The organism is Rhodococcus rhodochrous (genome assembly GCF_014854695.1).
Classification (GTDB): Bacteria; Actinomycetota; Actinomycetes; order Mycobacteriales; family Mycobacteriaceae; genus Rhodococcus.
The window spans coordinates 221,355-234,108 of the sequence record NZ_CP027557.1; the positions used below are offsets into that span (position 1 = coordinate 221,355).

Sequence of the window (12,754 nt, forward strand, 5' to 3'; positions counted from 1 at the left end):
GCGTCAGGCGTCGCCGCGGACCGCAGCGGCGATCTTCTCGGGCAACTGCTCACCGAGCCACGCCATGCTCAGCAGGCTCGTCGAGCGGAAGGCGCGCCACTCCTCGTCGGTGGGCACGTAGTGACGACCCTCCCGAACGACGTCCAACGACGCGAAGACCGGCATGGCGGAGTAGCTTTCGCGGAACGACTCGTCCGGGAAATAGCCGATGAACACGTCCGCTTCGAACAGGTCGAAGTTCTCCGGGCTGATCTGGTTGTCCTTGCCCTGCGCGACGTACTGCTCGGTGGCAGGGGACGGTACGAGTCCGAGGTCACCGAAGAGCTGGCTCGTCGCCGAATCCGGCCCGGTCAGCAATCCGGCCCGGTCGGTGGAATGCAGGAGGGATACGACGTAGGTCGCGCCGTCGAGTTCGGGATGCTGCTCCTTGGCGGACGCCAATTCGGTCTCGACCGCTTCGATGCGCGCGTCGATCTCGTCGCGGACCCCGAACAGTTCGGCGACACGCTGCGTCTGCTGCGTCCAACTGTCGGCCTTCTTCTCGTCTGCACGCGCAAGGGTGGGGGCGACCGCCGAAAGCTGCTCGTACACCGAGTTCTCCAGCTCGATTCCCGTGGCGAGGATGAGGTCGGGTTCGTAGGAGGCGATCTCTTCGACGGGCACCTCGGTGAACTCGAGCAAGGGTGGGACAGTGCCTCCGAGTTCGGTGACCGCATCCTCGGTCCACGGCATGACGGGTCGGACCACCGAAGCGGTCATGGCCACCGGCACCACTCCGGCCGCCAGAGCGGCGTCGTTGTCGGAAACCGACAGGGTGACGACGCGTTCGGGTGTCTCGTCGAGCGTGACCTCGCCGAACCGGTCGGCGACACTGACGGTTCGGTTCTCTCCCGGAGGCTCGGTGGAGCCTGCGGGATCGGACGAACCCGAGCAGGCGACGGTCAGGGCCAAGGGGACGGCCAGTAGCGGCACGACACGACGGAGCGACTTCAAGACTCACCTTCCACAACGTAAGGGCTAGGTAAGCCTAAACTAATTAACTCGCGGGTTGTGCCGTCATCGTTGTCACAACTTGCTGCTGCGCAGTTCGTGCCCCTTCGAGGTCTTGCAGCGGCCCGATTCGAGATCCCACTGCCAGCCGTGCAGGTTGCAGGTCAGCGTGGTGCCGTCGACGACACCGAACTTCGACAGGTCCGCCTTCAGATGCGGGCAGCGACGCTGGATCTCGTAGCCGCCCAACTCGATCGACGCCGAGTCGTCGTGCGCCTCGGCGAACCAGCCGTCGGCGTACGCGATGCGCTCGTCGGTCAGGCACTTGAAGAAGGTGTAGAGGAACTCGTTGTAGCCGCCGATGCGCCAGGCCGTGAACCGGGTGGACAGGAAGATCGTGTTGACCCAGTCGGGCTCGTCGTCGCGCAGAACCGTGCGCACGAGCTCGGGGGCGATGCGGAAACCGTAGCGGTACTTGCCTTCTCCCTCGATGGGTTCGCGCACGACGCGCTTGGGGAAGTCGAGCACCACGGTCTCGTCGCCCATCACAAGACCCACCGGATAGCCGATGCCGTCGCAGATGAGATCGGACTGCGCCATGATCGGCTCGAACTTCGCCTTGAGCGCGGACAGCAGCGGCTCACCCTCGGCGGGAGCCCAGGTCGCCTTCTGCGCCGCGATCACCGGAGCGAAACGCTGCGCCATGTCCTCGATGTAGGCGGCCTTGTTCGTGAAGATCGCCTCGACTTGCTCGTCGGGGATCGGGTGCGTGAGCGTCATGTGCTCGCTGCCCTTCAGATCCACCACCGAACCCGGGATCATGAGCAGGCCGCCCTCGCGGCCGTGGATGCGCAGCTGCTCGAGGAAGACCTGCTGGTCGGGGAAGATGTTGCCCTCGTCGCCGTGGTCGTCGTTGAGGTCGCGCAGGTCGTCGTCGAGGAAGACCGGCGGACCGGCAGACGGCACGATCCACGTCGCGTCGACCTGGTCGATGTAACTGCGGCAACGGTCCATGCCGCGCTGGCGCTTCTGCTTGCCGAAGTTGGCCTTGGTCTTCTTCGGGATGTCGTAGACCATCGGGTACCAGATGGCGCCCGAGTACTGCAGCAGATGGATGTCGATCTTCCCGAACGCCTCGTGCATGACGTCCATGTCGATCGGCCGCGCGTCGTTCATGTTGAACACGGTCGACTCACCGTCGGAGACGATCAGGCCCGAGTCGCCGATCGGTCCGTCGGCCGGCGCGCGCAGCGCGATGATCATGATGTCGAGATCGCCCTCGGGACCACTTACCGTGTGCTTCACGGAATCGGTGGTCTCGAAGAACTTCGTGAAGCCGAGATTCTCGAGCTCGCGACGCAGGTCCGGCACCGGATAATCGGGCAACAGGACGGTCGCGTCCTTGTTGACGTGCTTGCTCAGCGTGTCGGGATCGAAGTGATCCTTGTGCAGATGCGAGACGTACAGGTAGTCGACGTTGCCGAGAGCGTCCCAGTCGAGACCGGTGTTGTCCGGGAAGGGCACCCACGAGGCGAAGTACGCGGGCGTGACCCACGGATCGCACAGGATGGACCCCGCTTCGGTCTGGATGTGGAAACCGGCGTGTCCGACGCTGGTGATCTGCACTTCGTACCCTCCTGACGTGCTGACCGACGCCTACCAGGGTAGGCGCCGCCAGTCGGTCCACTGCGCCCAGGCAGTACCCGTTGCTACCCGTCGTGAGCAGGACCACCAGGTCACGGGGTGTACCGGCCTCGACGATCGGAATCGTCACACTCGTGTACACCTCCGAGATCGGGGTGACGGAGGCGGCCGCGGCATCGAAGGATTCGAGGTCGCCGCGCACAGCATCGCCTTTCGACGATGATCACGGTCGTTCCTCCACCGGGCCCCGCTAGGCTGACCGGCGTGGAACCCTTCTATCGGACCATCATCGGTGTCGCCCGCACGCTCTTCGCAGCGCAAGGGCTGAAATTCGCGATCACCGGGGCGGAGAACATCCCGGCGACGGGTGGTGCGGTCATCGCGATCAACCACACCGGCTACATGGACTTCACCTACGCCGGGATCCCCGCCCGGGTCACCAAGCGGTACATCCGCTTCATGGCGAAGAAGGAAGTCTTCGACCACAAGATCTCCGGCCCCATGATGCGCGCGATGAAGCACATCCCCGTCGACCGCGGCGACGCCGGCGAGTCCTACCGTCTCGCCGTCGAGGCGCTGCGTGCCGGGCAGCTCGTGGGTGTGTTCCCGGAGGAGACGATCAGCCGCAGCTTCGAGCTCAAGGCGTTCCGGTCCGGCGCGGCGCGGATGGCGAACGAAGCCGGTGTCCCCGTGGTCCCCATGGTCATCTGGGGGTCGCAGAGGGTGTGGACGAAGGGCCACCCCAAGCGGCTCGGACGTACGAACACCCCGATCACCATCGAGGTGGGCGCCCCCATCCAACCGTTCGAGCCGGCAGCGGAGATGACCGCGCAGCTCCACGCGACCATGGAAAAGATGCTCCACCGGGTCCAGGACGGTTACACCCACGAGGCCGGCGCCTACTGGGTGCCCCGCCGGCTGGGCGGATCCGCGCCGACCCTCGAGGAGGCGACCGCCCTGGACGAGGCCGCGGCCGCCGAGCGCCGCGCGCGGAAGGCACGCGAACGTGCCGCCCGTGAAGGTGCTGCCGGTAGCGGCAACGACGACGCAGGCGGCGACCGCGGTACTTCGGCACAATGACGGAGTGAACGCAGAGTCGAGTCGAGAGCCGTATCGGGACCACATCACGGACGCGTCGCGTCCCGGATTGGTGGCCACGGACGTGGACGGCACCCTGATCGACGACACCGAGAAGGTGTCCGATCGGACCCGCGCCGCGGTGCATGCGGTGGTCGACTCCGGTGTTCCGTTCGTTCTGGCCACCGGCCGCCCGCCGCGCTGGATCGCGCCGGTGGTCGAGGAACTGGGCTACGCGCCGATGGCGGTGTGCGCGAACGGTGCCGTGCTCTACGACAGTTCCACCGACCGTGTGCTCAGCGCCGCGGTGCTCGAGGTCGACGAACTGGCGTGGCTCGCCGAGGTTGCCTCGTCGGTGCTTCCCGGTTGCGGTCTGGCCGCGGAGCGGGTGGGGGAGCGGGCCCACGACGCGGCGACGCCGCAGTTCGTCAGCGCTCCCGGTTACGAACACGCCTGGCTGAATCCGGACAACACCGAACTCGCCGAGCACGAGGTGATCGGTGAGCCCGCCATCAAATTGCTCGTCCGGCTCCCCGGCGCGACCAGCCGGGAGATGGCGGAGGCTCTCGTGCCGAAACTGCACGGGCTGGTCGACGTGACCTATTCGACGACCCACGGGCTCATCGAGATCTCCGCGGCGGGGGTCACGAAGGCGTCCGGTCTCCAGGAGATGGCCCGGATGCTCGGTGTCTCCCACGAGAATCTCGTGGCCTTCGGCGACATGCCCAACGACATCCCGATGCTGTCGATGGCGCGTCACGGCGTGGCGATGGAGAACGCGCATCCGGACGCGAAGTCGGTCGCAGACGAAGTCACCGCCACCAACGTCGAGGACGGGGTGGCCCGCGTTCTCGAACGGTGGTGGCGGTGACTCGTTCCTACCGGTGCGCTGCGGGTCAGCCCGCGGGCGCCGGTGCGGGTGCCGGTTCCGGCGCAGGTGCCGGTTCGGGTCCGGGTTCGGGCGCAGGAGCACCCTCGGGTGCGGGTCCTGCGACGTCGGCCGGCTGATCCTGCATCGCCTGGTCGTAGGCGTCGTCGTAGGCGCGCAGCACCTTGGTGACGACACCCGTGACCTCGTTGAAGATCAGCGAGCCGAACTCGAAGTCCGAACGCCAACCGTCCGGCACCCGGTACTCGTCGCTGGTGGGCAACCCCAGCTCACCAGCGTCGAGTCCGTTCTTCTCCCACGCCTTGTAGATCTCGCCGAGTACCGTCCACGTGCCGCCGTTCGGTGACGTGTAGATGGCACCGTTGACGAAATTCACTCGTTCGAAACCGCTCTTGACCGCGGGAAGGATCGAGGTCACCGCCTGACCGAGCCGTCCGAGTTCGCCGCCCTCGGCGAGCCACTTCTGGACCAGCGGGTGACCGCTGAGGCGGATCAGTTCGTCGACGACACCTTCGGCGGTGTCGGCCGAGCCCGAGGCGAGCGCTCCGACGTTGACGTCCGGCACGTTCGGCGACGGGTTCGACGGTGACGGATTCGAGGGCTGCGGGTTCGACGGCTTCGGGTTCGAGGGCTGCGGGTTCGACGGTTGCGGGCTGCCACCGCCACCCTTCGCCGCGGCTGCGGCGATGTCGCGGATCTTCCCCATCTGCGCGTAACCGGCGTCGCCCGGGCAACTGGTGTTGCCCACGTCGCGGTGCGCGAAGATGATCGGCAGGTCGACCGCCGTGCCGCGCGGGTACGGAGTGAACGACGTGCCCTCGGAGTACATGGTGGTGCGACCCTTGGGGTCGAGCCCCGCCCGTGCCAGTCGCCAGCCGAGGAACTTGCCGACCGACTCCACTGCGGCCTGCGGCGGGGCCTGGGTCGAGAAGTCGCCCATCATCGCGATGCCGTGGGTGTTCTCGTTGAAACCACCCGAGTGGGCGCCCTGCACGTTGCGCTCGAGACCACCGGCGCGACCCTCGAAGATCTGGCCGTACTTGTCGACGAGCGTGTTGTATCCGATGTCGCACCAGCCGAGCGTGCGTGCGTGGTACGCGTAGATCGCGCGCACGATCTCGGCCGATTCGGCCTTCGAGTAGTTGTTGCTGCCCGCGGTGTGGTGCACGGTCGCGCCCCCGAGGGAGTCGTCGTAGGTCGGGGTCTGGCAGCGCATCGACTCGTCGGCGCCCCACTGCTGGCGGGTGATCACCTTCAGGCCGGAGTTGCCGAGCGGGCTCGCGATGTCCTCGAGTCGCGCGTCCGCCTCGCTGCTGCCGGGCGAGATGAGCACGGCACTGACCGCTTCGGCGGCTGCCTGCAGCGGGTTCTCGCGCAGCGGCTTGGACGAGGACGCGGGCACGTATCCGAGGTCGGGCGCATCGGCTGCGGGTGCAGCGACCGGCGCGGGTGCCTCGTCGACGGGGACCGGGGCCTCCACCGGTGCTGCAGGAGCGGGAGCTCCGGGCGCCGGTGCCTCAGGGGCGGGTGCCTCGGGAGCGGGAGCAGGAGCTTCGGGCGCCGGCGGGGCCTCCGCGCCGGCAAGATTCGGTTCGGGGCCGGGACGCGGCGTCAGCAGCACCTGCACCGCACGCGTGGCACCGACGTAGATCGGCTCCGTGCCCGTGCGTCCTTCGGCGGTGGCGTCGTCGGCGCGCGTCTCGATCGGCTCGGTCGCGGTCCAGGGACCCCAGCTGCCGTCGTCCTTCTGCGCGCGGATGAGCGCGTCGGTGGCGGCGACGTCCTCGGCGGCGAGCGCGACGAGGCTGAACGGGGTGTCGCGGGTGAGTTCCTTGACGGTCGCACCGACGCGCTGGACGAGTCCGCCGTTCGGGTCGGGAGCAGTCGTGATCTGCGGGAGGCCGTCGACGATCTCCTTCAGGCTGAGGTCCGGCAGGTTGAGACCGGTCAGTTCCTCGAGCGGGATGATCAGGTCGGGCACCGAGGCGAGCACGACTTCCGCGATATCGGGTGCCACTGCCTCGACGGTGTCGTTGGCATTCCGGATCTCGGGAGCGGTGCTGGTCAGCCCGGTGACGGCGAAGGGCGTCGCGACGGCCAGGGCGGCGACGGCACCCAGGACGATCGACGGCTTGGGGCGGCGATGCGGCACTGTTTGCTACTCCCTGTCGTTGGTGCTCCAGCGGACGGTTCCGACTTCGAATCGTCCCTTACGTGTCGCTTCCGTAGTCCGGTTCGGACACGAAAGTTCTGTAACTCGTGATTCTTGTGTTGCTTCTGTGACATTTGTTGCCTAGCTCCGTCACTCTTGTCACACTAGACGCAGCAAACCTTAAGCCTCAACCTGAGCTTGAGGATCGGTCGAAATTGTCCGATATCGCGGATCACGAGTTCGCGCCCAGAGCGACAACGAGGGAGCAATGTCATGTCACGACAGTCCATCGGGCGCAGAGGCAAGATCCGGAGGCGGCGCATCATCCTCGGCAGGCCGTTGCGCAACGGATGGCGTCCCTCCGTCGCCCGTGCTGCCGCGATCGGGGTCGCTCCCGCGCTGCTCGTCGGAGCCGGCGTCGGCGCGCTCGTCCAGAGCAACCAGTCGGCACCGGGTGTCGTGCAAGCGGTTTCGGCCGACACGCCCTTCACGTTCAGCGGCTTCGGTCACGGCCACGGTCGCGGCATGGGGCAGTGGGGTGCCTACGGCTACGCCCAGGACGGATGGACCGCCGAACGGATCATCGGCCATTACTACGGCGGCACCGAACTCGGCACGGTCGACGACGCGATGATCGCGGTCCGTCTCATGGCGCGCGACGACCACACCCTCGACGTCTACTCCGACACCGGCATGATCGTCGCCGGTAAGCAGCTCGCGCCCGGCGAGGCCGCGCACCTGACACCCACCCCGGACGGCGGTGCGAACGTCGTCGTCACCGAGGGCTGCAGCGGCGACGTGCTGTGGCAAGCCGCCACCGACCTGCCGTGGGTCGACCCGATCGACCTCGCCGAGGACCGTCCCGTGAACGAGCACCTCACCATGTGCTCGGACGACAAGACCTACCGCGGTGCCCTCGGTGTGGTGCTCGACGGCACCGCCCCGCGCACCGTCAACCGCCTCCACGTCGAGGACTACCTGCGCAGCGTGGTCCCCGCCGAGGCGCTGCCCGCCTGGGCCGACACCGGTGGTGCCGAGGCGCTGCGGGCGCAGGCCATCGCCGCGCGGTCCTACGCCCTCGCCGAGAAGCGTCACGAGAAGTGGCAGACCTGCGACACCACGGACTGTCAGGTCTACGGCGGGTCGGGCGTCGAGGATCCGCGCACGGACGACGGTGTGCGCACCACCCGCGGAACCGTCCTGATGAAGGACGGCGAGGTCGTGCGCAGCGAGTTCTCCGCCTCCACCGGTGGCTACTCGGCCGGCGGCACCTTCCCGCCCGTCGAGGACGAGGGCGACAAGGTCGCCCCGAACCGCGAATGGGCCAAGACCTTCACCGCGGCCGAGATCGGCAGCAAGTTCGGCGTCGGCGACCTCCAGGCCTTCGAGGTGCTCTCCCGCAACAATCTCGGACCCGAGGGTGGTCGAGTGACCCGGGTCCGTGTGGTCGGCTCCGACCGCACCATCGAGACCACGGGTGCCGAGGCACGGACCAAGCTGGGACTGCGTTCCGACTGGTTCACCGTCAAGGAAGGCATCGACGAGGACGCCCCGGAGATCACTCCGGCGCCCGAACCCGGCCCCGAGACCGGCACCGATCCCTTCGGCAGCGGCACCGGCACCTCACCCATCGAGCAGGCTTATCTGGACCTCGGCGGCGTCGACAGCGTGCTCGGCTCGCCCATCGGCCCCGAGCTGATGCTGCCCGACGAGATCGGTAAGTTCCGGATCTTCACCGGCGGCGCGATCGTGTGGACACCGGACCTCGGTGCGCAGGTGATCGATGCGAGCTTCCTCGAGGACTGGTTCCCCAGCACGGGTAGCGCCGAGTAACCCGACGGCACACCTCGACCGGCCGGTCGCCCGAACAGGGCGGCCGGCCGGTGGCGTTCCGGCACCGCGACGACGAGTGTTGACGTTGACGCAACGTCAAGATGCACGCTGGTCGTAGCCGGAAAGAAGGAGGTGGGCACGTGCGGGAATGGTCGATCCAGCAACTGGCACGCGCCGCCGGTGTCACCAGCCGCACCCTGCGGCACTACGGCGACGTGGGGGTGCTGCGTCCGAGTCGCACCGGCAGCAACGGCATGCGGTTCTACGACGAGGACGCACTCGTGCGTCTCCAGCGCATCCTGCTGCTCCGCGATCTGGGGCTGGCCCTGCCCGCCATCCGCGACGTGCTCGGCGGTCACGACGACACCGCGAACGCACTGCGTACCCACCTCGACCTGCTCGAACACGAGCGCCGGCAGTTGGACCGTCGTATCGCGGCGGTGCGCACCACCTTGGCGAAGACGGAGAGAGGGGAGGAACTCGTGGCAGACGAAGTGTTCGACGGGTTCGACCACACGCAGTACCGGGACGAAGTGATCGAACGGTGGGGCAAGGACGCCTACGACTCGGGCGACCGTTGGTGGCGGGGCATGGACGACGCCGCCAGGCACGACTGGATGAGGCAGGTCGAGCAACTGAACCACGACTGGATCGCGGCGGCCCGGGCCGGGCTCGACCCGGCCGGACCCGAGGCGCAGGACCTCGCACGGCGGCATGTCGCCTGGTTGTCGTCGGTTCCGGGCACCCCGGGATGCGGCACTGCGGAGGGCAGTCCGCGCGAGTACGTGCTCGGTCTCGCCGACATGTACGTCGAGGACGAGCGTTTCGCAGCGAACTACGGAGGACGGGAGGGCGCCGAATTCGTCCGTGACGCGCTCACCTACTACATGTGAGTGTGACGGCCCTCTCGGCCCGCCCGGACCGAGAGGGCACCTCCGCGACGGAGTCGCATACCCTGGTCTCCCGTGACTGCTGCATCAGCGCCCCAGCCCTCCACCGGTGAGTACGACCTGATCGTCGTCGGCTCCGGATTCTTCGGACTGACGATCGCCGAGCGCGCGGCCACGCAGCTCGGCAAGCGAGTGCTCGTGATCGAGCGTCGCCACCACCTCGGTGGCAACGCGTACTCCGAGCCCGAGCCGGAAACCGGGATCGAGATCCACAAGTACGGTGCCCACCTGTTCCACACCTCCAACAAGAGGGTGTGGGACTACGTGAACCAGTTCACCGATTTCACCGGCTACCAGCACCGCGTGTTCGCGATGCACAAGGGCCAGGCCTACCAGTTCCCGATGGGTCTCGGACTGGTGTCGCAGTTCTTCGGCCGGTACTTCAGCCCCGACGAGGCACGCGCCCTCATCAAGGAGCAGGCCGCCGAGATCGACACCGCCGAGGCGAAGAACCTCGAGGAGAAGGCCATCTCCCTGATCGGCCGCCCCCTCTACGAGGCGTTCGTCCGCGACTACACGGCCAAGCAGTGGCAGACCGACCCCAAGGAACTGCCCGCCGGCAACATCGCCCGGCTGCCCGTCCGCTACACCTTCGACAACCGCTACTTCAACGACACCTACGAGGGCCTGCCGGTCGACGGTTACACGGCGTGGCTCGAGAACATGGCGAAGGACGAGCGGATCGAGGTCCGGCTCGACACCGACTGGTTCGCGGTGCGCGACGAGATCCGGGCGGCCAGCCCCGACGCTCCCGTCGTCTACACCGGCCCGCTCGACCGCTACTTCGACTACTCCGAGGGGCGCCTCGGATGGCGCACCCTCGACTTCGAGACCGAGGTGCTGCCCACGGGTGACTTCCAGGGCACCCCGGTCATGAACTACAACGACGCCGACGTGCCCTACACCCGGATCCACGAGTTCCGGCACTTCCACCCCGAGCGCGACACCTACCCGGCCGACAAGACGGTCATCATGCGGGAGTACTCGCGGTTCGCCGAGAACGACGACGAGCCGTACTACCCGATCAACACCTCGGAGGACCGCGAGAAGCTGGGCGCCTACCGCGCCCTCGCGAAGCAGGAAGCGGCCGAGAACAAGGTGCTCTTCGGTGGCCGTCTCGGCACCTACCAGTACCTCGACATGCACATGGCGATCGCCAGCGCGCTGTCGATGTTCGACAACGTCCTGGCCCCGCACTTCGAATCGGGAGCGCCCATCGCCGGGGACGCCTCGTGAGCGCCGCGAAGCACGCCGCTGCCGCGACCGCCGGCAAGCACGAGGCGGCCGTGAGTGCTTTCGCTGCGGAGCAGGACGACCTGCTCGGGCGGTCGCTGCTGCAGCGCATCATCCTGCCGCGACCGGGCGAGCCGCTCGACGTGCGCACCCTCTACCTCGAGGAGTCGCCCACCAACGCGCGTCGCGCCCACGCGACGAGCCGGACGACGCTGGCGATCGGCGCGGAGTCCGAGGTGTCGCTGTGCACCTACTTCAACGCCTTCCCGGCGAGCTACTGGCGTCGCTGGAGCACGCTCGGTTCGGTGGTGCTGCGTCTCGAGCTCACTGGCCACGGCCGCGTCGACCTGTACCGCAGCAAGGCCGACTCGAGCCGCATCCACGTCACCGGCCGTGAGTTCCGCGGCGACGGGGTGGTCGTCGAGATCGACACCGACCTCGGTCCGTTCGAGGACGGTGGCTGGCTGTGGTTCGACGTCACCACCGACAGCGACGTCACCCTGCACGCCGCCGGCTGGTACGCACCCGTCGAGGCGCCCGGACGCGGCTCGGTCGCCGTGGGTATCCCGACCTTCAACCGTCCCGCCGACTGCGTGAAGGCGCTGCGTGCGCTCGCGTCCGACCCGCTGGTGATGGACGTCGTCGACGCCGTCATCATCCCGGACCAGGGCACCCGCAAGGTGAAGGACGAGGCCGACTTCGCGGAGGCCGCCGAACCCTTCGGTGATCGCCTCGTCATCCACGACCAGGGCAACCTCGGTGGCTCGGGTGGTTACAGCCGCATCATGTACGAGGCGCTGAAGACCACCTCCAGTCCCTACATCCTGTTCATGGACGACGACATCGAGATCGAGCCCGACTCGATCCTGCGCGCCCTCGCCCTGTCGCGGTTCGCGCGGACCCCGATGCTCGTCGGCGGGCAGATGCTCAACCTGCAGGAACGCAGCCACCTGCACACCATGGGTGAGGTCATCCACCGCGCGAACTTCATGTGGGGTGCCGCCCCGAACGTCGAGTACGACCACGACTTCTCCACCAAGCCGCTGCGCGACCGGGAGAACTCGAAGCTGCTGCACCGCCGCATCGACGTCGACTTCAACGGCTGGTGGATGTGCATGATCCCGCGCGTCGTCGCGGAGGAGATCGGTCAGCCCCTGCCGCTGTTCATCAAGTGGGACGACGCCGAGTACGGCCTGCGGGCCCGCGAGGCCGGCTACCCGACGGTGACGATGCCGGGCGCCGCGATCTGGCACATGGCGTGGAGCGACAAGGACGACGCCATCGACTGGCAGGCGTACTTCCACCTGCGCAACCGGCTCGTCGTGGCCGCGCTGCACCAGCACGGCGACCCCAAGGCGATGGTGCTCGACACCATCAAGGCCACGATCAAGCACCTCGTGTGCCTCGAGTACTCGACGGTCGCGATCCAGAACAAGGCCATCGAGGACTTCCTCGCCGGCCCGGAGAACCTGTTCGACCTGCTGCCGCGCGCCCTCGGTGAGGTGCACGCGCTGCGGAAGAACTTCCCCGACGCGGTGGTGCTGCCGTCGTCGACCGAACTGCCGATGGCATCCGGCGCCGAGGTCGGCGCCGTGGGACTGCCCGAGGGTGCGGTCGCGAAGGTCAAGCGTCTGGCCAAGGGCGCGCTGCACAATCTGCGTCCCGAGAACCGCGAGCACCACGAGCGGCCCCAGCTGAACGTGCCGACCATCGACGCGCGGTGGTTCCTGCTCTCGCAGGTCGACGGCGTGACGGTCACCACGGCGGACGGTCGGGGTGTCGTCTACCGTAAGCGCGATCGTGCGCAGGCCCAGGCTCTGCTCACGGAGGCGCTCCGGTTGCGACGCGAACTCGCGCGCCGGTTCCCCGAGATGAAGAAGCGGTACCGGGACGCGGTTCCCGCCCTGACCAGCAAGGAGGAGTGGGAGCGTGTCTTCGGTATCGGCAACTGACAGCAGCGCTGCGTCCACGGCCGCAGACGGTGTG

The 12,754-nt window shown here is 67.8% G+C and carries 9 protein-coding genes; 6 read left to right on the forward strand and 3 right to left on the reverse strand.

The features are described from left to right. Positions 1-3: 3 nt before the first annotated feature. Both C6Y44_RS01030 and C6Y44_RS01035 read right to left on the reverse strand, forming a co-directional pair. Entirely contained in the window at positions 4-993 is a 990-nt protein-coding gene (locus C6Y44_RS01030; protein ID WP_159416995.1) for an ABC transporter substrate-binding protein, read from the reverse strand. A gap of 72 nt (positions 994-1,065) precedes the next feature. Continuing rightward, the gene (locus C6Y44_RS01035) at positions 1,066-2,616 is read right to left on the reverse strand and encodes a Rieske 2Fe-2S domain-containing protein (RefSeq protein WP_159416994.1); all 1,551 of its coding nucleotides are present in this window, start codon (positions 2,614-2,616) and stop codon (positions 1,066-1,068) included. Between the two features lie 282 nt (positions 2,617-2,898). Here C6Y44_RS01035 and C6Y44_RS01040 point away from each other — a divergent pair, with 282 nt between their 5' ends. Both C6Y44_RS01040 and C6Y44_RS01045 read left to right on the forward strand, forming a co-directional pair. Continuing rightward, positions 2,899-3,714: a lysophospholipid acyltransferase family protein gene (locus tag C6Y44_RS01040; RefSeq protein WP_159416993.1), complete on the forward strand. Its 816-nt coding sequence runs from the start codon at positions 2,899-2,901 to the stop codon at positions 3,712-3,714. A gap of 4 nt (positions 3,715-3,718) precedes the next feature. Next, positions 3,719-4,582 (forward strand): HAD family hydrolase, encoded by an 864-nt coding sequence (locus C6Y44_RS01045; protein ID WP_404817782.1) that lies wholly within the window; start codon positions 3,719-3,721, stop codon positions 4,580-4,582. 25 nt (positions 4,583-4,607) lie between these two features. Here C6Y44_RS01045 and C6Y44_RS01050 read toward each other — a convergent pair whose 3' ends face one another. Further along, positions 4,608-6,752, reverse strand: a complete 2,145-nt coding sequence (locus tag C6Y44_RS01050) for an N-acetylmuramoyl-L-alanine amidase (protein WP_159416992.1) — start codon at positions 6,750-6,752, stop codon at positions 4,608-4,610. Between the two features lie 273 nt (positions 6,753-7,025). On the opposite strand from C6Y44_RS01050, the gene C6Y44_RS01055 reads away from it, so the two are divergent. The 4 genes from C6Y44_RS01055 to C6Y44_RS01070 all read left to right on the forward strand — a co-directional run bounded on the left by C6Y44_RS01055 (position 7,026) and on the right by C6Y44_RS01070 (position 12,720). Further along, complete coding sequence (locus tag C6Y44_RS01055) at positions 7,026-8,585, forward strand: SpoIID/LytB domain-containing protein (RefSeq protein ID WP_159416991.1); 1,560 nt, start codon at positions 7,026-7,028, stop codon at positions 8,583-8,585. A 140-nt stretch (positions 8,586-8,725) separates the two neighbouring features. Continuing rightward, on the forward strand, positions 8,726-9,478 hold the full coding sequence (locus tag C6Y44_RS01060; protein WP_159416990.1) for a MerR family transcriptional regulator: 753 nt from the start codon (positions 8,726-8,728) through the stop codon (positions 9,476-9,478). 72 nt (positions 9,479-9,550) lie between these two features. Then, entirely contained in the window at positions 9,551-10,771 is a 1,221-nt protein-coding gene (gene glf / locus C6Y44_RS01065; RefSeq protein WP_120281074.1) for a UDP-galactopyranose mutase, read from the forward strand. Between the two features lie 50 nt (positions 10,772-10,821). Beyond that, positions 10,822-12,720 carry a glycosyltransferase gene (locus C6Y44_RS01070; protein WP_159419069.1) on the forward strand — a complete coding sequence of 633 codons (1,899 nt, stop codon included), beginning with the start codon at positions 10,822-10,824 and terminating at the stop codon, positions 12,718-12,720. Positions 12,721-12,754 lie beyond the last annotated feature (34 nt).